Here is a 21862-nt window from a genome sequence, read left to right on the forward strand (position 1 = left end):
TTGGTGATGCCATGGCCCGGAGGCGCTACAGATAGGTGTAACGCGTGGCGCGACGATAGAGAAACTCGACGAGGCCCATGACCGCGTAGATGATGACGATGTACATCAGGGCACTCAACGTGAATACCTCCAACGGCTTGTACGTGGAGCCGATCAGGCGCTGGGCCTGGTAGGTCAGCTCGACCACCGAGATGATGGATACCAGCGAAGAGTTCTTGACCAGGATGATGGCCAGTACGCCGATGGAGCGGATCATCAGGCCCGCCGACTGGGGCAGGATGATATGCTGCAGCGTGGCGAAGCGACCGAACCCCAGCGAGCGCGAGGCCTCGTTCTGGCCGCTGTCGACCGATTCGATGGCGCCGCGAATGGCTTCGCTCATGTAAGCGCCGATATTGAAGGCACCGACCACCACGCCACAGGTGAAAGGATCCAGGCGCAGACCGATCGCGGGCCCGCCGTAGAAGACCAGCAGCAGCTGTACGAAATAGGGGGTGCCGCGCACCACGCTGACATAGGCGCGAGCAAGCGACCGAATCGGGAAAAAGCGTGAGCTGCGCATTGCAACCAGGGCGGAGGCGATGAAGAAACCGAAGAACAGGCCTCGTGCCGATATATCGATGGTTATCCAGGCCGCCTTTATCAGCAGCGGCGTGATTTCCATCATCAGATTGATATCCATGAGCTCCATTTGCCCTATTGTTGTGATCCGGAAAGGCTAGGACCGGCAGGGTTTTCTACCCTGCCGGTTCGGGTCGGCTCAGTCGAATTCGACCCCTTCGCCGATCCACTTGTCGACGATCTCCTGGTAGGTGCCATCCGCCTTGATCTCGGCCAGTGCCGAGTTGAGGGCTTCCTTGAGCTCCGGCTTGTTTTTCTGGATGGCGATGGCGGCAGGCCAGCTGGGTAGTTCGCCCACATCGACCTGCTTGATGGCGAGATCCTGTTCGTTGAGCGCTACATAGACGGGAATGTCATCGGCGATCATGACGTCGATTCGCCCCGTGGTGAGCGCATTGAGCATATCGGGCAAGCCCTGGAAGGTCTGATTGCGCCATTTGCCGTCGCCGTTCTCGGTGGCCCACTGATTGCCCGTCTCGCCGAGAGTGGAACCGACCGTCTTGCCTTCGAAATCATCAATGCTGCTGACGTCATCGGTGCTCTCCTGAACCCATATGGAAAGCCCCGAGCTGTAATAGCTATCGGTAAAATCGACCGCCTGCTTGCGCTCCTCCGTGACGCTCATGCTGCAGATGCAGGCATCGAAACGGCCGCCGGCCAGGGCGGCAACGATGCCATTCCAGGGCGAGGTCTGGATGTTCACCTCGACCCCCATCCTGTCGGCGAGTGCTTCGGCGATATCCACGTCGAAACCGACCAGATTGCCTTCGGTATCCACGTAGCTGAAAGGGGGATAGGCGCCAGAGTTGGCAACCTGGAAGACATCATCCTGAATCTCGGATAAGTCCCGTGCTTGGGCCGTGAGGCTTACCAAGGAGAGGGCGCCGAGAAATGCCATGGCGCCGATAAACGAACGGTGGACAGGTTTGTTGTGGTTTGTCATGTCGATTCCTGCTGTGTATGGATGAGTATTCGTGGTTTTTGCGACACGCGACGTGTCGTGACATGCCTCGATTCTGCTTCGCATCATCGAAGCAAGTCGGCTCTGGTTGCCTTATCACCTCCCAATCTATCTTTAAATCTTTATATTCGACTGTAGCAAAGCGATGCCCAAAGCGTCATGAACGCTCTATGACGAGGGCGATCCCCTGGCCGCCACCAATGCAGGCCGTGGCGCAGCCGTAGCGGCCGTCGCGCTGGTCGAGAACGCGTGCCAGGGTACCGGCCAGACGCACGCCGGTGGCGCCCAACGGATGACCCAGCGCCAGGGCGCCGCCCCAGACGTTGACCCTGGCGGGATCGAGCCTGAGCGTGCGCATGGCATGCAGCGGCACGGCGGCAAATGCCTCATTGATCTCCCAGGCATCGATCTGCTCCGGGCGCAGACCGGCCTGGAGCAGCGCTCGCTCTGCTGCCGCGGCGGCACCGGCGCCCATGGACTCGGGGGACACGCCCACATCGGCGAAGGCCACGATGCGCGCCAGCGGCGTGGCGCCATGGCGCTCGACGGCAGCTTTCGACATCAGCAGCGTGGCGGCGGCACCCGAGGTCAGCGGCGAGCTGTTGCCGGCGGTGACCCGGCCGCCCTCGACAAACACCGGATCGAGCCCGGCGAGCCTTTCCAGGCTGGTGTCTGGGCGGATGTTGGCATCGTGCGCGATGGTCTCCCCGGCGGTGTTGGCCAGCGCCAGGCGTTCGCCTTCGAAGCGGTTTTCGGCCTCGGCACGGGCGGCGCGGCGGTGCGACTCGAGGGCGAAGGCGTCCATCTCCTCACGTGCGATGCCGGCCGCCTGGGCCAGGCGCTCGGCGGTGATGCCCATGTTCAGCGCCACGCCGAGTTCGAGCCAGGGAGCGTTCTGCAAGGCATCGGGGCTGGTCAGTACGCCTTCCTTGAACAGCGCGGGCCCCATCGGTACGCGGGTCATGTTCTCGAAGCCGCCGGCAATGGCGGTTTCCATGGCGCCGGCCTGGATCTCGCGGGCGACGCTGCGCAGGGCGGCCAGCCCCGAACCGCACTGCTGGTCGATCTGGCGGCTGGCGCACGCGCGGCCATGTGGGCCGAGCCGCTGTGACAGCCACAGCGAATAGCGTCCGCCGAAGCTCCACTGCTCCTTGACCGGCAGCGCACAACCGATGCTGAGATCCTCCACCGCCTGCGGATCGAGGTCGCTGCGCTCGAGCAGGGCGTCGATCACCTGGGCGAGCAAGGCGTCGCCACGGGTCTCGCCCCAGCCGTCCACCTCCGGCTTGCGCGGGTGGGCGCGGGTGAAGGCGCTGCGGGCATAGTCGACGAGATACACTTCCTTCATGAGCGAGCTCCCGCGGCGTTGGCCATCTCCGCCCAGCGATGGATGAACAGCGCGTAGGTGGTCAGCACGTGACGGATCGAATCGATCTCCACGCACTCGTCGACGCCATGGATGCGCTGGGCGACCGGCCCGTAGCAGGTGCCGTTGATCGCGCCGCTGACATGGAAGGCGCGCAGGTCGGTGGTGCAGGTGGAGAGATAGGTGGCCGGCGGTTCGCCGATCAGGTCCTGATGACAGCGCGAGAGCAGGGCGATACCCGGTGCCTCCAGGTCGACCAGATGGCCCTCGGAGCGGAAGCCATGGAACTCCACCCGCGGTTCGGGGCTGCCGTCGGCAAGCTCGGCGTGGCGTGCCGCGATACAGCGGCGCACGCGATCCATCACCTCGTCTGGCGTCATGCCCGGCGGGAAGCCGACGCGGCCTTCGAGGATGGCATGAGCGGGAACGCTGGAGGCCCAGTTGCCCCCCTCGATCTTGCCGATGCTGAGGTTGAAGGGGCTGTCGATAGTGTCGTAGGGGGCCTGGCGCGGCAGGCCGTTGATCTCTGCCTCCAGCGCCTTGAACGCCGGCAAGTATTCTACCAGGGTCTCGATGGCGTTGCGTCCGGCACGGGTGTCGAGCACGTGGGCAGGCACCCCGTCGAGGCGCATGCGAAACCACAGCACACCGACCTGGCCAGCGTAGATGCGGGAGCCGAAGGGCTCGGGAATCAATACGAAGTCACCGCTGTAGCCTTGGTGCAGGCAGGCCAGGGCGCCGTTACCGGTGCACTCCTCTTCGATCACCGTCTGCAGGGTCAGCGGGAAATCGATGCTCACGCCGGCTTGGCGCACCGCCTGCACGGCCAGGGTCATGGCGGCGATGCCGGCCTTCATGTCGCCGGCGCCACGCCCGTAGAGCCAACCGTCCTTTTCCCATGGCTCCCACGGCGGGCGGGTCCACATGTCGGTGGGCTCGGCCGGCACCACGTCGAGGTGACCGTTGAACACCAGGTGCGGCCCTGGGGCGTCGGCATTGAGCCGGGCCACCAGGTTGTAGCGCCCCGTGCAGTCCCACTCGACGGGAGCGCGATGTGGGTGGTCGGCGAAGCCGGGGGCATCCAGCGCTACCCGGGTGGCCGGCAAATCGAGGCGCTCGAACCAGCGCTCCATGGCCTCGAGCGCGCCGTGCTCCTCGCCCAGCACGCTGTAGCCGCGCACCAGGTCACGGGTCAGCGCCAAGGTGTCATCCATCAGCGCTTCGCAGCGCTCGACGATACGCTGCTCGATGGCGCTCAGCATCAGAACCTCCCCAGTCGATTCTCATCGACGATCAGTTCGGCCTCGGTGGCCTCGCGCAGCTCGGCCACGCTCAAACCATCGGCAATGTCCACTACGTTCAGCCCCTCGGGGGTGACGTCCATCACTGCCTTGTCGGTAACGATGCGCGACACGCAGCGCTCGGCGGTGAGCGGCAGGCGGCAGCGCTCGAGTATCTTGGGGTTGCCGTGCTTGTCGTTGTGCGAGCAGAGGATCACCAGGCGCCTGACCTTCTGGGCCAGCTCCATGGCGCCGCCGATGCCCGGCGAGAACTTGCCGGGGATCTTCCAGTTGGCGAGGTTGCCCAGCTCGTCCACTTCGAAGGCACCCATGAAGGTGACGTCCACGCGACTACGGCGGATCATGGCGAAGGACATGGCGCTGTCGAATACGCTGGCGCCGGGCCGGGTGGCAATGTAGGCGCCGCCGGAGTCGATCATGTCCCAGTCCGGCACCTCGCCTGCGGCGCGTGGGCGACAGCCCAGCACGCCGTTCTCGGAGTGCACCAGCACCTCCAACTCGTCGGGCAGATAGTGGAACAGCTGCGTGGGCAGGCCGATGCCGAGATTGACGATCTGCCCGGGGATCACCTCGCGGGCGGCGCGGGCGAGCATGCGTTGCTGATCAGCCGACATGGGCGCGCCTCCCCTGTTCGCTGGTTTCGCGAGCGACCTCCACCACCTGGCTGACGAAGGCGCAGGGGGTATGGATCGCCTCGAGGCCCAGGCTGCCGGGTTCGTCGACCCGGTAGGCCTGGGCGATAACGGTGTCGGCGGCCATCGCCATCAGCGGGTTGAAGTTACTGGCGGTGGCGCGGTAGATCAGGTTGCCGTAGCGATCGGCGTGCTCGGCGTGGACCAGGGCGAAATCGGCATAGAGCGCCGGTTCGATGCCCCAGGTGCGGCCATCCAGCTCGATCTCTCGGCGTCCGGCGGCGATCTCGGTGCCCTGGCCGATGTCGGTGAGAAAGCCATGATGGCCAGCGCCAGCGCTGCGGATCTTCTCGGCCAGTATTCCCTGTGGAAAGAGGGTGACCTCGAGCTCGCCGCGGTTCATCGCGGCGATGGCGTCGCGGTTGAGGCCGATGTGCGAGGTGATCAGGCGGCGCACGCGACCAGCCTCGATCAGCTTGCCGATGCCGATGCCCGGCTCGTTGGCGTCGTTCTTGATCAGGGTGAGGTCGCGCTGGCCCTGGGCCAGCAGCTCGTCGATCAGGGCGAAGGGCGTGCCCGGCGAGCCGAAGCCGCCGACCATGATCGAGGCGCCGTCGGGAATGGCGGCGACGGCCTCGTCGATGGCGCGATATCTGTGGGTAAGTAGCGTCATGCTGACAACCTTGGGTCGTGATTCGGGAAGACGCTCAGCGGGCGGCGTCGCTCATGGAGTTCGTGTGCGCCGGGTGGCGGTCGAGCTCGGCGTCGAAGCGACACATGGCGCGTTCGAGCCGGGCCAGTAGCTCGGCGGTGTCGGCGGCGTCGATCGTCAGCGGCGGGGACACCAGGACGTGATCGCCGGCCACGCCGTTCAGCGTGCGTCGCGGATAAATCAGCAGTCCCTCTTCCTTGGCCAGCGCCGTGATGCGAGCGAAGCGGTTCTGTTCGGCGGGGAAGGGGGTCTTAGTCGTGGCATCGGCGACCAGTTCCACGCCCCACAGCAGCCCCAGGCCGCGTACGTCGCCCACCCAGGGGAAGCGGGCCTTGAGCGACAGCAAGCCCTCCTTCAACTCGCGACCGCGGGCCGCCACGTTGTCGAGCATGCGTTCGCGCCGCATGGCCTCGATTACGGCCAACCCAGTGGCGCAGGCCAGCGGGTTGCCTGCATAGGTATGGCCGTGCTGGAAGCCGCCCGAGGTCATCACCGTGTCGACGATGTCGGCACGGGCAAGCATCGCCCCTACCGGGTAGTAGCCGGCACCAAGCCCCTTGGCGGTCGCCAACAGGTCCGGCGTCACGCCGTAGTGCTGGTAGGCGAACCAGGCACCGGTACGGCCGATGCCGGTCAGCACTTCATCGAGGATCAACAGGCAGCCGAACTCGTCGCATAGCGCGCGAATGCCCTCCAGGTAGTGCCGGTCGAGCAAACGTGCGCCGGTACTGGCACCGCCCACCGGCTCGAGCACGAAGGCGATTATCGTCTCGGGGCCGGCGGCCTCGATGATGGCGCGTGTCTCTTCCAGCACGCTTACCACATGGCAGGCATCGTCGACGTCGCCATGACGGTAGAAGTCGGGGCCGGGTACCTTGAGCGAGCCGTGGACGATGTCGGCGAAGGGGGCCTCCAGCGGCTCGTAGCCGGTCACGCCTAGCGCCCCCAGGGTGCTGCCGTGGTAGGAGGGGCGCAGCGAGACGAAGCGTCGACGCTGGGGCTCGTCCCTGGCGACGAAATACTGCCGCGCCAGTTTGAGCGCCGATTCCACCGCCTCCGAGCCGCTGGAGACGAAGAACACCTTCTCCAGTTGGCCATGGGTGAGCCTCACCAGCGTCTCGGCCAGGGCAACGGCAGGGGCACTCTCGAACTGGGTGCGGTAGGTGAAGGCGACCCGGTCGAACTGGGCCAGCATGGCGTCGCGGATATCGCTGCGGCCGTGACCCAGGTTGCAGGCGATGGCGCCGGAGCAGCCATCCAGGTACTGCTTGCCGCTGTCATCCCACAGGTAGACGCCTTGGGCGTGGCTGACTTCGGGCAGGGCAGGGCCTGCCTGGTAGAAGAGCGGAGATGGGCTCATGCAAACGTCCGGTTGTCGTTATGTGTTCGTGAACGGTTGTCAGCAGTCTACGTAGCAAACGAAAGGTATTTCAATATATGATCTTTTTACCGGTTTTGATGAGTTTTAATCATGGCTGACGTTAACATTCACTCTCTCAAGGCGCTGGCGATCTTCAAGACGCTGTTCGAGGCCGGCACCGCGTCCCAGGCGGCACGTACCTTGGGCATCACCCAGTCGGGCGTCAGTCGATCGCTGGCGCAGCTCGAGGAAAACCTGGGTATCCAGCTGTTTTTACGCGAAAAGAACCGCCTGGTGGCGACACCCGAGGCGCGCGAACTCTACGATGAGATCCTGCGCCTGATGGGCAATATCGAGGAACTGCGTCACAGCGTGCTGGCGCTCAAGGAGTTCGGCACCTCACGGCTGCGCATCGCCGCGGTAGCCGGACTCTCGTTCGGGTTCGTGCCGCGGCTGGTGGCGGCGCTGCTGGAGGAGAACCGGCAGTTCAGCGTCAGCCTCGACATGATGTCGAGTCATGAGGTGCAGCTCGCCGTCGAGTCGAGCCATGCCGACATCGGCTTCGTCACCCTGCCGATTACCTCGCGGGTGCTGCGGGTGGAGCCGTGGTTTACCACCGAGGCGCTGTGTCTGATGCCGCAAGAGCATCCGTTGGCGGCGCAACGGCGCGTCGAGGTGCATGACTTGCGTGACCAGCATCTGGTCATCAGCAATCAGCCAAGCATCAGCACCAACCCGCTGCTGGAACTGGCCAGCCAGCACCGCGTGCGGATCGCCGGCAAGACGGAGGCCAACATCGGCACCATCACGGCATTGGTGGCCAACCATGTAGGCATCACGGTGATGAATCCCATCACCGCCCGCGATCAGCTCGCCGCCCGCGACGGCGTCGCGATGCGCCCCTTTGCGCCGGCCATGACCTTCAGCTTCGGCCTTGTCTACCGCAATGACTGGAAGCAGGCCAAGGTGCTCGACTTCCTGCGCCCGCAAGGCAGGAGGCTGCTGGCGACCTACCCGGCGGTAGCGCTTGACGAGGCGCTGAACAGTGAGCCATAGCGTGCCCTGACGTGCCGCCATCAGGAACTCGGCGGCGGGTGGCCCCGGTGCGGGGCGCGCGGTGAGTGGCGAACTTTGCGCCGTTGGCCACAGCCGGTAGAATGAGGCTTTTCGCGTTCGGCTCGTCTACCGGACTTTCGCCGGGGCGAATCAGGCCCTGCTCCGACCGGCTGCCCGCCAGCCCCGCTGCAAGGAATTCGTGCTGCAATGAGCTATCAGGTTCTGGCCCGCAAGTGGCGGCCGCGTACGTTCCACGAACTGGTCGGCCAGGAGCATGTCCAGCGTGCGCTGGTGAATGCCCTGGACCAGGGGCGTCTGCACCACGCCTATCTGTTTACCGGCACACGCGGCGTCGGCAAGACCACGCTGGCGAGAATACTCGCTAAGTGCCTCAACTGTACCGCCAAGGGCCACGGCGACGACGGCATCACCTCCACGCCCTGCGGCGAGTGCGACAGCTGCCGAGCCATCGACGAGGGGCGCTTCGTCGACCTGATCGAGGTCGACGCGGCTTCGCGCACCAAGGTCGAAGACACCCGCGAACTGCTCGACAACGTGCAGTACGCGCCTACCCAGGGGCGCTACAAGGTGTACCTCATCGACGAGGTGCACATGCTCTCCACCAGCAGCTTCAACGCCCTGCTCAAGACGCTGGAAGAACCGCCGCCCCACGTCAAGTTCCTGCTCGCCACCACTGATCCACAGAAGCTGCCGGCCACGGTGCTGTCGCGCTGCTTGCAGTTCACGCTGAAGAACATGCCCCCCGAGCGCATCGTCACCCACCTGGCCAAGGTGCTCGAGGCCGAGGGCATCGGCTGCGAGGAGAGCGCACTGTGGCTGCTGGGGCGGGCCGCCGACGGCTCCATGCGCGACGCCATGAGCCTGACCGACCAGGCCATCGCCTTCGGCCAGGGTCAGGTGCGCCATGCCGACGTCGCTGCCATGCTCGGTACGCTGGATCATCGCCACGTGCTGGCACTGGTCGAGGCGCTGGCCGATGTCGACGCGCCCCGGTTGCTGGCCGAGGTCGCTCAGCTCGCCGAGCAGGGGCCGGACTTCGCCGCGGTGCTCGACGATATGAGCGCCGTGCTGCATCGGCTGGCGGTGGCGCAGATGGTGCCGGAGGCGGTGGACAACGGCCATGGCGATCGCGAGACGATCCTGGCGCTGGCCTCGCGCTTCACTGCCGAAGACGTGCAGCTCTATTATCAGATCGGTATCCAGGGGCGTGGCGACATGGCTCATGCCCCTGACCTGCGCACGGCGCTGGAAATGACCCTGCTGCGGATGCTGGCCTTCCGCCCCCAGGGCGTGCCCCAGCCGGCGAAGACGCCGTTACCGTTGCGCGGGGCCGGCAGTGGCAACACGCCCGCCGCACCCGCAAGCGGGGCGGAAGACTCACCGACCGATGCTCGAAGCGCCGGCAATCCTGCCGCTGCCTCATCGAATCAACCGCCTTCGGAGCCAGGGCCGCCGGATGAGCCGGCACCAGCAGAGCACGCGGTAGAGCCCGGCGCCGAGGCCGAAGGCATGCCCGAGCCACCCCCGCCATGGGAAGAGCCGGCCGGCGAGGCAGTGACTCCGCCGCCGGTCGACCCCGCTCCTGTCCAGGCCGGGCCCGCACCAAGCGCTCCCGCGGGTCTTCCTTCGCAAGAGCACGCCATGCCGATGGTGGCCCCTGAACCGGCCTCGACGCCGCCATGCGCTACCCAGCAGGGAATAGCGCCTGAAGAGGATGAAAGTGACACTGCCGTACTCGAAGCCCCCGAGCCGGCCGTTGAAGTGCCGCCCGTCGAGGCGTCGATCGCCATAGAGCCTGAACCGCAGGCCACTGCCGCCAGCGACGCGTTGCTCGATCATGATCATTGGCTGGAAAGCTTTGACTCCCTAGGCCTGGGGGGACTGACACGCAACCTCGCTGCCCACTGCGTGGTCGAAGCCGATGACGGCCGTAGGCTGACGCTGCGTCTGGACCCGTCGCAGGAGGCCATGAACGCCGAGATCCACGTGCGCCGTGTACAGGAAGCGCTAGCCGGTATCGGCATTGCGCGGCAGCTCGTCATCGAGGCCGGGGAGCTACCGGAGCAAGTGGAAACGCCTCGACAGCGTGCCGACCGGATCGCCGCCGAGCGGCACGCCGAGGCGGTAGCCGCCCTGCAGCGTGACCCGCATGTCAGGCAGCTGCAGGATACCTTCGGTGCGCGTTTGATCGAATCGACCGTCAAGCCGGCGGAAGCGGCGCCAAGGGCCTGACACCCGCGGTTTCATTTTGCCAAGTGAGAGGAACGACCATGATGAAAGGTGGAATGGGCAACCTGATGAAGCAGGCCCAGGAAATGCAACAGAAGATGCAGCGCGTCCAGGAAGAGATTGCCAAGGCCGAGGTGACCGGCGAGGCCGGTGCCGGCATGATCAAGGTAACCATGAACGGGCGCCACGACGTGAGCAAGGTCGATATCGACCCCAGCGTCATGGAGGAGGACAAGGAGCTGCTCGAGGACCTGCTGGCCGCAGCCGTCAACGATGCCGTGCGCAAGGTCGAGGCCAACTCGCGAGAGAAGATGGAGGAGGCCACGGCGGGGTTGAATCTTCCGCCCGGCTTCAAGATGCCCTTCTAACTCGACTGAAACCGGCTGCGCTCGGCCATGCGGTGTTAACAATCCTCTTAGAATGCTCATTTACAACCTGTAAACTGCGCTTCTTCGAGGATTGTTGTCTAGCCTGACCATCGCTCGCTCCGTTTCAGTGCGAGCCAGCCAGAGATCTATTATGAGTTTTTCCCCCCTCGTCGAGAGGTTGATGGAGTCGCTGCGGGTGCTGCCGGGGGTGGGCCCGAAAACTGCGCAGCGCATGGCGATGCATCTGCTTGAGCGCGACCGCGATGGTGGGCGCCGTCTCGCTGGCGTGCTCGAGCAGGCCATCGAGCAGGTGGGCTATTGCCAGCGTTGCCGCACCCTCACCGAGGAGGAGACCTGCAACCTGTGCTCCAGCGCCCGGCGCGACGATACCCTGCTGTGTGTGGTAGAGTCGCCGGCCGATCAACTGGCCATCGAGGAGGCGGGAGGTTACCGTGGCCGTTACTTCGTGCTTCACGGTCATCTCTCGCCACTGGATGGCATCGGCCCCGAAGACATCGGGCTCGATCAGCTCGAGGCGCGCATCGCCGAGGGTGGCGTCAGCGAGGTGATCCTGGCCACCAACCCCACCGTAGAGGGCGAGGCCACGGCGCACTATATCGCCACGCAGCTCATGCCTCACGGTGTCACGCTCTCGCGGTTGGCCTACGGCGTGCCCATGGGCGGCGAACTCGAGTACGTCGATGGCGGAACCCTCAGCCGTGCCTTCAATGGACGCCTGCCGTTTCGTGGCGACTGACCTCCCTTCACTGTTTAACCCCGGCTGGACGAACGCATGACGCTGACCCCCGAGATACGCTGGATCGATACGCCCGAAGCGCTGGATGCCGCTTGCGCCGAGGTGGCCCAGGCCGAGGTGATCGCGCTGGATACCGAGTTCTTTCGCGAGAAGACCTTTCACCCGGTGCCTGCGTTGATCCAGTTCTCCGTCGGAGGGCCGGCCTGGCTGGTCGATCCCCTGGTCGTCGAGTGCACCGACGCCTTTCGTCGGCTGTTGAGCCAGGGGTCGTTGAAACTTCTGCACGCCAGCAGCGAAGACCTGGAGGTGTTGGCGCACTGGGCCGGTGCCACGGTGGCCCCTCTGGTCGATACCCAGATCGCACAGGCCCTGCTAGGGGAGGACCCGGCCATGGGCTACCAGCGCCTGGTACAGCACTGGACCGGCGAGACGCTGCCCAAGGATGAGACCCGTTCCGACTGGTTGCAGCGCCCGCTGAGCGAGGCCCAGTGCCTCTATGCGGCTCTCGATGTGGTGTTCCTGCTCAAGGTCTGGGAGCGTCAACGTGAGGCGCTGGAGCGGCAGGGGCGGCGCGAATGGCTGGAGGCCGACTGCCGCGAGCTGCTGGCGCAAGCGCTGCGTAGCGATGAGGCTGACGGCCAGTGGTACCGCCGTCATCGTCAGCTGTGGCGGCTTGCGCCGCGCCAGATCGAGGCATATCGGCTACTGACTACCTGGCGCGAGGGTGAGGCCCGGCGACGCAACCTGCCGCGGGGATGGCTAGTCAGCGACCGGGTGCTTTACGGCATCGCCGAGCGTATGCCCGAGAATCGCTATCAGCTCGCCGAAGTCGACGACATCAAGCCGAGCCAGATCAAGCGCGATGGCGATACGCTGCTGGCATTGTTGAAGCAGGCGCGACAGTGTGAGGCAGAAGCGTTGCCGCCCGCGCTGCCATCTCCGCTGGGGGCGGATTACAAGCGCCGCATGAAGGCCCTCAAACGGGTCGTGAACGAGCGTGCCGAGAGGCTGGGAGTGGCGCCGGAAGTGTTGATGCGTCGCCGCGACCTCGAGGCCTTGATCGCGGCCGACCTGGCCGCCGAGCCGTTGCCCCTGCCCGAGGGCTGGCGTGGCGAATGCCTGTCGGCTCCGCTGGCAAGAGCACTTGACGAGGTGAAGGCCGAATGACGGATGACCGCATGCAAGGCGACAAGCTGCTGTGCGAGATCTACAAGAGTTCGCGCAGGGAGGAGATGTACCTCTACGTGGACAAGCGCCGGGGGCTGGCCGAAGTGCCCGAGGCGCTGATCGAGCGTTTCGGCAAGCCGGTAACGGCCATGACCCTGATCCTGACGCCGGAGAAAAACCTGGCGCGGGCCAAGGCGAGCGAGGTCATGGCAGCGATTCGTGACAAGGGGTTCTACCTGCAGATGCCCCCGGTCAAGGATGAGTACCTGCTCGATCTGTACCGGACCCCCACGGAATCCCGCTACTGACATGCGTGAACGTTTCTGGGAGCGCTACGACCTCGAGGAGCTCACCGCCGAGGAGTGGGAGGCGCTGTGCGACGGCTGTGGCCAGTGCTGCCTGCTCAAGTTCCAGGACGATGACAGCGGCGAACTCGCCGTGCTTGGCGTGGCCTGTGAACTGCTTGACATCCATAGCTGCCGCTGCAGCGACTACCCGAACCGGCAGGCACGCGTTCCCGACTGTGCCCGACTCACGCCGCAGCGTGTCGAGGAGTTTCGTTGGTTGCCGAAATCCTGTGCCTACCGCCGCATCGCCGAGGGGCGCCGCCTTGCCGGCTGGCATCCGCTGATTTCAGGTGATGCCGAGCGGGTCCATCGCAAGGGCATCAGTGTGCGCAGCTTCGCCATTTCCCAGCGGGACGTGCCTGAGGAAGCGCTGGAAGACCATATCATCGCCATACTGCCGATTGACGGCTGATCCCTCCAAGGCGTGAGCGGGCCTGGTACCGCCCGTGCCGGATTCTCACCTACTCGCTTGCCTATGGGCACTACCCGATTGCTACGGCATTTTCACGCAAGTTGCTGATGGTCATTTCGCCCTTTCCCCATGATGCTGAGTGTTGCTCTCTGTAATTTTATGTTTCCAGCAAGAGGGCAATGCGAATGACCTGGCTTGCCTGGGCAAGCTGATGGGAGGGGATCATGAAACGGATATGGATGACGACGGCAGGCGTGGCGCTTGGCGTCATGACGACGAATGTTTTGGCCCAGTCGCCGGTCTGGAGCGAACCGCTCAGCGATGAGGTCATGGCCGAGCGCTGGCATTCGCTCTTCAACGAAGGGGTCGTATTGAGTGACGAGGAGCTGGAAGAACTACTGCTCTGGCTGCCGCCGCCCGGGGCAGGTGGATTGGGGGCTGGTCTGGATGGTTCCGTGGGAGGCGAGGGGGGCTTGGTGCGTACTGCTACCCCGTCACCCGGCGATAACGGCGGCGGCGACAACGGCGGCGGCAACAACGGCGGCGGCGACAACGGCGGCGGCGACAACGGCGGCGGCGATAACGGCGGCGGCGATAACGGCGGCGGCGATAACGGCGGCGGCGATAACGGCGGCGGCGACAACGGCGGCGGCGACAACGGCGGCGGCGACAACGGCGGCGGCGACAACGGCGGCGGCGACAACGGCGGCGGCGACAACGGCGGCGGTTCCGGCGGCGGTGACAATGGCGGCTCCGGCGGTGGTGACAATGGCGGTTCCGGCGGTGGTGATAGCGGCGGTTCCGGCGGTGGTGACAATGGCGGTTCCGGCGGTGGTGGCTTCGGCGGCACGGGTAATGGCGGTGGAGAAGGTGGCGGTAGCGGCGGCTCCGGTGGGGGCGGCAGTGGCGGTTCCGGCGGTGGCGGCAGCGGCGGTTCCGGCGGTGGCAGCAGCGGCGGCTCCGGTGGTGGCAGCAGCGGCGGCTCCGGGGGTGGCAGCAGCGGCGGTTCCGGCAGCGGCGGCGGTTCCGGCGGCGATAGCGGTGGTGCAAGCGGTGGCGCTGGAGGTGGCAGTGGCGGCGGTGCCGGAGGCGGCAGTGGGGGCGGTGCCGGAGGCGGCAGTGGGGGCGGCGCCGGTGGAGGCGGAGCCTGATCCTGCCTCTTCTAGAACGAGACCCGGCTCTGGCCGGGTCTTTGCTATCCAGCGTTCAGGGTTCCTTGTTGGCGAGCCCCAGCGCCCAGAGGATGAAGGCGTCCTGGCGCGCATTGTCGTGCCACGCCTTGAACCGACCCGAGGCGCCACCATGTCCGGCGGCCATGTCGGTGCGCAGCAGTATCGGGCCGCGAGCCGTTCCCATCTCGGTTAGCCGGGCATAGAGTTTGGCAGGCTCCCAGTAGGGTACCCGGGAGTCATGCCAACTGCCTTGAAGGAAAAGCGCTGGGTAGGGCTGGGGCGAGAGATTGTCCAGCGGGGAGTAGGCCCGGATGCGTTTTCGTGCGTCCGCTTCGTCGGGGTTGCCCCATTCGGTGTATTCGGCGGTGGTCAACGGCAGGTCGGGGTTCTCCATGGTGCGCAAGACATCCACGAAAGGCACGTCGAGCACGGCGGCACAGAAGGCCTCGGGGGCGAGGTTGAGGCTGGCGCCGACCAGCAGTCCTCCAGCGCTGGCACCATAGGCGGCAATGCGCTCGCCGTCGCTGAACCCCTTTTCCACCAAGGCATTGCGCGCGGCAAGGAAGTCGCGAAAACTGTTCTCCTTGTGTTCGAGCTTGCCGGCCAGGTACCAAGGTTCGCCGCGGTCGCCGCCGCCCCGGACATGGGCTACGGCAAAGGCGACCCCACGGGCAAGCAGCTCGAGCCTGGCGACCGAAAACCAAGGATCCAGCACTTCCCCGTAGGCACCATAGCCATAGAGCAGCGTGGGCAAGGGGTGGCCGGCCAAGTCGGCGCGCATTACCACCGACACCGGTATCCGTTCGCCATCATGAGCGCGTGCCCAGATGCGCTCACTGCAGAGATCCGACGGTTGCAGGTTGCCGTGTATCGGCTGGGATTTCAGGACCAGGCGTTCGTCGTTGTCGAGGTCGTGCTCGAGCCAGCGTACCGGCATGACGAAGGATTCTTCGCGCAGGCGTAGTCGGCGGCTGTCGAAGTGCGGTACGTCACCGAGCATCACGCTGCAAGGGGACTCCGGCAGTGGCAGGCGCTCGTCGCGCTGTGCGTCGTGGTGAGCGTCGAATTCAATAATGCGAATACGGACCTGGGCCTCGTCGTGGTCACGCTCGGTAATCGCCAGTCCCCACTCGAACGCCTCGACGTCTTCGAGCGTGGTGTCGTGGCGATGATCGATCAGTGGCTGCCAGGGGGTGAGGTCGTCTTCTTCGGCGATGTCCAGGCGAAAGTGCGGAGCATTGCGATTGTGCAGGATGTAGAAATGCCCGGGACGGTGCTCCAGCCCGTACTCGACCCCTTTTTCGCGTGGTCGGAAGCAGCGCGGCGCTTGCTGCGGCGCCAACGCCGGGAGCAGGTGGCATTCGCTGGTATCCTTCGACGCGCTCTCCAATACCAGCCACTGGCGCGAACGGGTCTTGCCCAACCCGAGCCAGAATTCGGGGTCGTCCTCGCGCAGTACCAATGAAGGTTCGCCGAACTGACCTTCGCCAAGCGGCAGGCGCCAGATGCTGTCGGGGCGCTGCGTGGCATCGTAGCGGGTGAACAGCAGGGTAGTGTTGTCCTCGGCCCAGGTCAGTTCCGGACCGATCTCTTCCAGTACCAGACGTGGCTCACCGTGGGGCAACGCCTTGAGATAAAGTGAAAAACGTTCATCGCCACTGGTATCCTCGGTCCAGGCCAGCCAACGTTCGTCGGGCGACAGTGCCATGTCGCCCAGTTCCAGATAGTGATGCTCGGCCGTTGCACGTGCCTGCAGGTCGAGAAAGATGCTGGCCTCTTCCGGGCTGCCATTGGGGTGGCGCCACCACACTGGGTAATCGGCATCGGCTGCCGTCTCGCTCCAGTAGGTATAGTGGTCAAGCGCGGTACGCAACCCGTGGACCGCCAGTTCGCGGCGTGCCAGGTGACCGTGATAGAGCCGTTCGACCAGGCTCTCGAGAGGCGACATCCAGGCCTGGGACTCCTCGTTGGTGGCTTCGAGAAAGGCCTGGACGCGTGCATCGTCACGCTCTTCCAGCCAGTGCCACTCGGGATCCTCGCCGCGGCGGAAACGTTCGACCGGTGAGGGGGAGGGCGAGGTGCGGGTCGCAGTGGCAGGCGTACGATGTGGCGGCTGTGCTTTCATTGGGGCCCGTGTACCATACTCAAGGTGACTTTCCATCCTGTACGATCCGTCAAAGGACGGTCCGTGACGCGAAACATGAGGTATCGATGCTGACATCCGATTCGATGTCCCTACTATGGCTGACCTATCTGGGTTTGTCTCTGGTCGTGCTGGTAGCGGGCTACCTGGCATTGCCTTTTCTGCCACGCCTGCTGCGCCTGCCGATCACGGGGATGGTGGCGGGTATTCTGTGGATACCGACCCGCTTTCGGCTGCCGCTGGTGGAGGAAGGCGAGTTCTATACCGGCATGGCGCCGGCGGTAGTGGTAGCGACCGTTGCCCTTCTCGAGCGCAATGGTGCGGTTCTGATGACGTCCGGTTTACTGGTCGCCGCCGGTGCCTTGCTGGGCATCGCCATCGGTGTCTTGCTGGCATGGCGGCTGCGCCATGATGGCCCGCCCGAGGAAGGGACGCAGGGAAAACGCAAGCACAAAGACAGCGAGTCGCACAATAACAGCAGGCGCCAAGGCAGGTCTGGCGAACAGTCCCGTCAGCAGCCCAAGCGCCGGGAGCCGAAAATCGGCTAGGGAGCCCCGATGGGGAGGGAGTGGAACAAGGTGTGGCGCGGGCTTGTCGCTCTGGCTGGGTGTCTGGCTGTGTCGAGCTACTTGTCAGCCGCATCGCTTGATGAAGAGCAGCCGGAAGTTCGGGTCATCATCGACGTTTCCGGCAGCATGCGCCACAACGATCCCGACCAACTGGCCACCGAGGCTCTGGAACTGTTGGTCGCGCTGGTACCCAGTGGGGCCAGGGCCGGGGTCTGGACCTTCGGTGAGCGAGTGGCAAACCCGCTGCCACCTGGACCGGCCAATCTAGAATGGCGTGATCGTGCCAGGGCGTTGTCCAGCCTGCTGGTCGACTATCAGCAGTACACCGACATCGAGTCCGCTATTTTTCAGGCAGCGTCGGCCGAGGAGGTCGCGGGGCCGCGTCATCTGGTGTTGCTCACCGATGGCAGGATCGATCTGCCCGACTGGCGTGGCAGCAAGCCGGCCATCGACACGGCTTCGCGGGAAGCGCTGCTGGAGGAACTCGGCCCGAGGCTGGCCGAGGAGAACGTCGTCGTTCATGCCATCGCCTTCTCCGACGAGGCCGACATGGATCTGGTGGAGCGCCTCGCGCAGATGACCGGCGGGCTATCGGCGCCGGTGGCTGCCCCGGATGCTTTGCTGGCGGCCTTCCTTGCCATCGTCGATCGTATCTTTCCCAGCGACCGGGTGCCGGTCACCGACCAGCGTTTTCTCATCGAACCGGGTCTGCGTGGCTTCACGGCGTTGCTGTTTCGCGGCGAGGGCGAAGAGATGCCGGAACTGGTGGCACCGGATGGCCGTCGCTATTCTGCCGACTCGCCTCCCGACGGCGCCGAGTGGCGTCGCGAATCTCGTTATGATCTCGTCCAGGTGCCCGACCCCCAGGCGGGACAGTGGCGCCTCGAAGGGGCGCCAGGTCAGGACAGTCGTATCACCATCGAGTCGCCGCTAAGCCTGCAGACCGCCGGGGTGCCGGATACTTTCTACATCGGGTTCGACGTGCCGGTGGAGGCCTGGTTTGCCCGCGATGGGGAGGCGGTGGCCACCGAAGCGCTGCCCCCGCATTTGCAATTGACGGCCGAGCTACGCGACGCCTCGGGGACGGTGCAATCGGCCGTGAGCCTCAGTCAGCAGGAGGCGCGGTTTGTCGGACGCTTGCCCGCGCCGGCCTTGGGCGGCAACGCCCAGTTCGTGGTCCGAGCGGAAGGCCAGGGCTTTCGCCGACAGCGGGTGCAGCCGATCAACGTGTTGCCGGCGATTTCTGCACAGCATGATGAGGCCGGCCAGCAAGTTCTGCTGGCCGCCGAGCACCCCCAGCTCTATCGCGACAACACTCGCCTCTTCGGTCAGCTCCAGGGGGCTCGCCTCGAGGCGGAGTCCGTCGGAGAGCGGCGCTGGAGCATGGCCTTGCCGGAACTGGATGCGGCCCTCAGCATACCTTTGATACTGCGCGGTGAAGTCACCCTCGACGGCGAGACGCGCGAGCTGCACCTGCCGCGCCTGATGCTGTTCTCCTCGGTCGCCACGGCGATCGACCAGGTCGATGCCTCTCCCGCCTTGGAGGTGGCGCGTTTCCACGAGGAGCTGGCGCCGGTGCGTGAGTCTCGCACAGGATCGGCTTTGCCGGAGCCGGTCGAACGCGTCGTCAGTCACGTTCAGGAACTGCCGAAGATCGCCCGTGAGCGCTGGAGAGAATGGCGGCCCGTGCTGGCCGAGCCGCTGGAAAAGACCTTGAGTGAGCCGCTGTGGCGCTGGCTGCTGGGCACGTTGCTGTCTGCCCTCATACTCCTGATACTGCTGGTCAAAATCTTGCGGCGCCGCCGCGCAGTGCCACGGGAGGAGCCGCATGTGTGAATTGCTGGGCATGAGCGCCAACGTGCCCACCGACATCTGCTTCAGCTTCACCGGTTTTCTCCACCGCGGCGGTGGCACCGGGCCGCATCGAGACGGCTGGGGGATCGCTTTCTACGAGGCGGGAGGCTATCGCGACTTTCGCGACCCGCACCCCTCGGTACGTTCCCCCATCGCTCGACTGATCACCGACTATCCGATCAAGTCGCACATTGCCATTAGCCACATCCGCCAGGCCAACGTAGGGGAAGTGCGTTTGGCGAATACGCATCCGTTCACTCGCGAAATGTGGGGTCGTACCTGGTGCTATGCCCACAACGGACAGCTCGAAGGCTGGCAGGGATTGCCGCTGAGCTTCTACCGGCCGGTGGGTGACACTGATAGCGAGCATGCCTTTTGCTGGATGCTCGCCTCGCTGCGCCAGTACTTCCCCGAGGCGCCCGTGCTGGGCTCGTGCGATCTCAGCTTGGGTGAGCGCCACCAGGCCCTCTGGCAGCGACTTCATCAGCTGTGCGAGACGCTACGCGTCAAGGGGGTCTTCAACCTGCTGCTGGCCGATGGCGAGTTTCTCTATACCTACTGCTCGACGAAGCTGGCTCATATCACTCGTCGTGCCCCATTCGGCAGCGCGGAGCTCTCCGATGCCGAGTTGACGGTCAACTTTGCCGAGCACACCACGCCCGATGATATCGTCTCGGTGATCGCAACCGAACCGCTGACCTGCAACGAGGCATGGGTTCGCATGGTGCCGGGGGAGCTGCTGGTGTGGCGCCATGGCCGTATCGTCGCTCGCTTCGTAGCCGAGTCGTCCTCATCCGCAGGCTGATACTCGTTCAGTCGGAATGACTTGCCTTTCTAGCGCCTTTTGCCCAGTTTGATAGTCGTTGGCGTTGATTATGGGGAGGGAGTGAGATGAACGATTGTTTCAATCGTTCGTTTTACAGTGGCGTCATGCCTGGTATATCGTTACTGGCCAGTCAGAATAACAACGGACGAGGTCGCGGGGTGAGCGACCGCCGTCAATGATGCTGTGGAGATAGCGCCAATGAGTGAGCAAGCCAACGCCGGTATCCTCAACGGTCCCGAGCTGAAGGGCATGGAGAAGTATCGATCGCTGATGGATGTCTTCCATGCGGCGGTGAAACGCTTTGCCGACAACCCGGCATTCACGTGCATGGGACAAACCCTGACCTTTGCCGAGCTCGATCGCCTCTCGGCCGACTTTGCCGCCTGGCTGCAGCACGAGACCGGCCTTCAGCCAGGCGATCGCATCGCCATTCAGCTACCCAACGTGCTGCAGTTCCCGGTCGCGGTGTTCGGTGCCCTGCGTGCCGGCCTGGTGGTGGTCAACACCAACCCGCTCTACACCGAGCGCGAAATGGCCCACCAATTCAAGGATTCCGGGGCGCGGGCGATCCTGATTCTGTCCAACATGGCGAGCAAGCTCGAGAAGATCCTCGACCGTACCGATATCGAGCACGTATTGGTCACCGAGCTTGGCGATCTGCACGGCTTCCCCAAGCGCTTTCTGATCAATGCCGTGGTCAAGCACGTCAAGAAGATGGTGCCATCCTATTCGCTGCCGATGGCGATCCCGTTTCGTACGACGCTCAAGGTTGGCGCCTCCCGACAGCATCGCGAGGTCGAGCGGGGGCTCGACGATATCGCCGCACTGCAGTACACCGGGGGCACTACGGGCATGCCCAAGGGCACCATGCTCACTCACCGCAACCTGGTGGCCAATATGCTCCAGGCGGAAGGGGCCATCGGCCCAGGTCTGGAGCAGGGCAAGGAGGTGGTGATCGCGCCTCTGCCGGTCTACCACATCTATACGTTCACGGTGAACTGCCTGTTCCTGATGGAGACCGGCAACCATTCCATCCTGATCACCAACCCTCGCGATCTGGACACCTTCGTCAAGGAGCTGCAGAAGATCAAGTTCTCAGGCTTCATCGGTCTCAATACGCTGTTCAATGCCTTGTGCAACCGTGACGACTTTCGCAAGCTCGACTTCTCGCGCCTGCATCTGACCATCTCCGGCGGCATGGCATTGACCAAGGCGGCGGCGAATCGCTGGGAAGAGATCACCGGGTGTCCCATCGCCGAGGGCTACGGGCTCACCGAGACGTCCCCGATCGTCAGCTTCAACCCCATCGACGCTATCCAGCTCGGCACCATCGGCAAGCCGGTGGCAGGCACATCCGTCAAGGTGGTGGACGCCGACGGCAACACCCTGCCGCTGGGCGAGCCGGGCGAACTCTGCGTCAAGGGTCCACAGGTGATGAAAGGCTACTGGAACCTCGACGAGGAGACGGCCAAGGTCCTGACCGAGGATGGCTGGTTCCATACCGGCGATATCGCGGTACTCCAGGGGGATGGCTACATCAAGATCGTGGATCGCAAGAAGGACATGATTCTCGTGTCCGGCTTCAATGTCTATCCCAATGAGATCGAAGACGTGGTCGCTAAGCATCCTGGCGTCGTCGAATCCGCGGCGGTGGGAGTGCCCGACGAGAGCAGCGGCGAGGCGGTCAAGCTGTTCGTGGTCGCTCGGGACGAAAGCCTGGACGAGAAGGGCCTGCGTGAATGGTGCAAGAAAGAGCTGGCGGGCTACAAGGTGCCCCGCTTCGTCGAGTTCCGCGATGAGCTGCCCAAGACCAACGTCGGCAAGGTGCTGCGTCGACAGCTGCGTGACGAGCAGAGCGAGAAGCAGTAGCCCCGACATCGGCCTGCAGTGCGCGAAAGCGAATCCGCCGGAGATTGGCCGAGCTTCGGCCAGCAGCGTTACAATGACCTGCCCGCCCCGGCATGCCGGGGCGGGCAGGTTTTCCTTGG

The 21862-nt window shown here is 64.8% G+C and carries 20 protein-coding genes; 12 read left to right on the forward strand and 8 right to left on the reverse strand.

Annotation, left to right across the window (positions count from 1 at the left end):
• Window positions 1-25 precede the first annotated feature (25 nt).
• The 7 genes from HNO53_RS07905 to HNO53_RS07935 all read right to left on the reverse strand — a co-directional run bounded on the left by HNO53_RS07905 (window position 26) and on the right by HNO53_RS07935 (window position 6953).
• Window positions 26-682, reverse strand: coding sequence for an amino acid ABC transporter permease (locus HNO53_RS07905; protein WP_209477596.1), 657 nt, complete (start codon window positions 680-682; stop codon window positions 26-28).
• Window positions 683-760: 78 nt separating this feature from the next.
• Window positions 761-1564, reverse strand: coding sequence for a transporter substrate-binding domain-containing protein (locus HNO53_RS07910; protein WP_242597575.1), 804 nt, complete (start codon window positions 1562-1564; stop codon window positions 761-763).
• A gap of 175 nt (window positions 1565-1739) precedes the next feature.
• Window positions 1740-2930: an acetyl-CoA C-acyltransferase gene (locus tag HNO53_RS07915; protein ID WP_209477598.1), complete on the reverse strand. Its 1191-nt coding sequence runs from the start codon at window positions 2928-2930 to the stop codon at window positions 1740-1742.
• Window positions 2927-4210, reverse strand: coding sequence for an ArgE/DapE family deacylase (locus HNO53_RS07920; protein WP_209477600.1), 1284 nt, complete (start codon window positions 4208-4210; stop codon window positions 2927-2929). The genes HNO53_RS07915 and HNO53_RS07920 overlap by 4 nt, the downstream gene beginning before the upstream one ends.
• Complete coding sequence (locus HNO53_RS07925; RefSeq protein WP_209477602.1) at window positions 4210-4863, reverse strand: 3-oxoacid CoA-transferase subunit B; 654 nt, start codon at window positions 4861-4863, stop codon at window positions 4210-4212. Before HNO53_RS07925 ends, HNO53_RS07920 begins: the two co-directional genes overlap by 1 nt.
• The gene (locus tag HNO53_RS07930; RefSeq protein WP_209477604.1) at window positions 4853-5554 is read right to left on the reverse strand and encodes a CoA transferase subunit A; all 702 of its coding nucleotides are present in this window, start codon (window positions 5552-5554) and stop codon (window positions 4853-4855) included. The genes HNO53_RS07925 and HNO53_RS07930 overlap by 11 nt, the downstream gene beginning before the upstream one ends.
• Window positions 5555-5588: 34 nt before the next feature.
• Window positions 5589-6953 (reverse strand): aminotransferase family protein, encoded by a 1365-nt coding sequence (locus HNO53_RS07935; protein WP_209477606.1) that lies wholly within the window; start codon window positions 6951-6953, stop codon window positions 5589-5591.
• 111 nt (window positions 6954-7064) lie between these two features.
• Here HNO53_RS07935 and HNO53_RS07940 point away from each other — a divergent pair, with 111 nt between their 5' ends.
• The 8 genes from HNO53_RS07940 to HNO53_RS21580 all read left to right on the forward strand — a co-directional run bounded on the left by HNO53_RS07940 (window position 7065) and on the right by HNO53_RS21580 (window position 14461).
• Entirely contained in the window at window positions 7065-8009 is a 945-nt protein-coding gene (locus HNO53_RS07940; RefSeq protein WP_209477608.1) for a LysR family transcriptional regulator, read from the forward strand.
• A gap of 207 nt (window positions 8010-8216) precedes the next feature.
• Window positions 8217-10262 (forward strand): DNA polymerase III subunit gamma/tau, encoded by a 2046-nt coding sequence (dnaX, locus tag HNO53_RS07945; protein WP_209477610.1) that lies wholly within the window; start codon window positions 8217-8219, stop codon window positions 10260-10262.
• A gap of 38 nt (window positions 10263-10300) precedes the next feature.
• Window positions 10301-10627, forward strand: a complete 327-nt coding sequence (locus HNO53_RS07950) for a YbaB/EbfC family nucleoid-associated protein (RefSeq protein ID WP_209477611.1) — start codon at window positions 10301-10303, stop codon at window positions 10625-10627.
• Between the two features lie 151 nt (window positions 10628-10778).
• The gene (gene recR, locus HNO53_RS07955) at window positions 10779-11384 is read left to right on the forward strand and encodes a recombination mediator RecR (RefSeq protein ID WP_209477613.1); all 606 of its coding nucleotides are present in this window, start codon (window positions 10779-10781) and stop codon (window positions 11382-11384) included.
• A 36-nt stretch (window positions 11385-11420) separates the two neighbouring features.
• Entirely contained in the window at window positions 11421-12551 is a 1131-nt protein-coding gene (gene rnd / locus HNO53_RS07960) for a ribonuclease D (protein WP_209477615.1), read from the forward strand.
• On the forward strand, window positions 12548-12859 hold the full coding sequence (locus HNO53_RS07965) for a YcgL domain-containing protein (RefSeq protein ID WP_209477617.1): 312 nt from the start codon (window positions 12548-12550) through the stop codon (window positions 12857-12859). The genes rnd and HNO53_RS07965 overlap by 4 nt, the downstream gene beginning before the upstream one ends.
• 1 nt (window position 12860) lies before the next feature.
• The gene (locus HNO53_RS07970) at window positions 12861-13310 is read left to right on the forward strand and encodes a YcgN family cysteine cluster protein (protein ID WP_209477619.1); all 450 of its coding nucleotides are present in this window, start codon (window positions 12861-12863) and stop codon (window positions 13308-13310) included.
• A gap of 224 nt (window positions 13311-13534) precedes the next feature.
• Window positions 13535-14461 (forward strand): hypothetical protein, encoded by a 927-nt coding sequence (locus HNO53_RS21580; RefSeq protein ID WP_275951363.1) that lies wholly within the window; start codon window positions 13535-13537, stop codon window positions 14459-14461.
• A gap of 55 nt (window positions 14462-14516) precedes the next feature.
• Here the strand turns inward: HNO53_RS21580 and HNO53_RS07980 are convergent, their stop codons facing one another.
• The gene (locus HNO53_RS07980; protein WP_209477621.1) at window positions 14517-16607 is read right to left on the reverse strand and encodes a S9 family peptidase; all 2091 of its coding nucleotides are present in this window, start codon (window positions 16605-16607) and stop codon (window positions 14517-14519) included.
• 86 nt (window positions 16608-16693) lie between these two features.
• On the opposite strand from HNO53_RS07980, the gene HNO53_RS07985 reads away from it, so the two are divergent.
• The 4 genes from HNO53_RS07985 to HNO53_RS08000 all read left to right on the forward strand — a co-directional run bounded on the left by HNO53_RS07985 (window position 16694) and on the right by HNO53_RS08000 (window position 21743).
• On the forward strand, window positions 16694-17173 hold the full coding sequence (locus HNO53_RS07985) for a hypothetical protein (protein WP_209477623.1): 480 nt from the start codon (window positions 16694-16696) through the stop codon (window positions 17171-17173).
• A 9-nt stretch (window positions 17174-17182) separates the two neighbouring features.
• On the forward strand, window positions 17183-19030 hold the full coding sequence (locus HNO53_RS07990; protein ID WP_209477625.1) for a vWA domain-containing protein: 1848 nt from the start codon (window positions 17183-17185) through the stop codon (window positions 19028-19030).
• A complete protein-coding gene (locus tag HNO53_RS07995) occupies window positions 19023-19853 on the forward strand; it encodes a class II glutamine amidotransferase (RefSeq protein ID WP_209477627.1) in 831 nt (276 codons plus the stop codon). Before HNO53_RS07990 ends, HNO53_RS07995 begins: the two co-directional genes overlap by 8 nt.
• A 219-nt stretch (window positions 19854-20072) precedes the next feature.
• Entirely contained in the window at window positions 20073-21743 is a 1671-nt protein-coding gene (locus HNO53_RS08000; protein WP_209477630.1) for an AMP-binding protein, read from the forward strand.
• The last annotated feature ends 119 nt before the right edge of the window (window positions 21744-21862 follow it).

Origin of the sequence: Billgrantia antri, from assembly GCF_017868935.1 — a bacterium.
Taxonomy (GTDB): Bacteria; Pseudomonadota; Gammaproteobacteria; order Pseudomonadales; family Halomonadaceae; genus Halomonas; species Halomonas antri.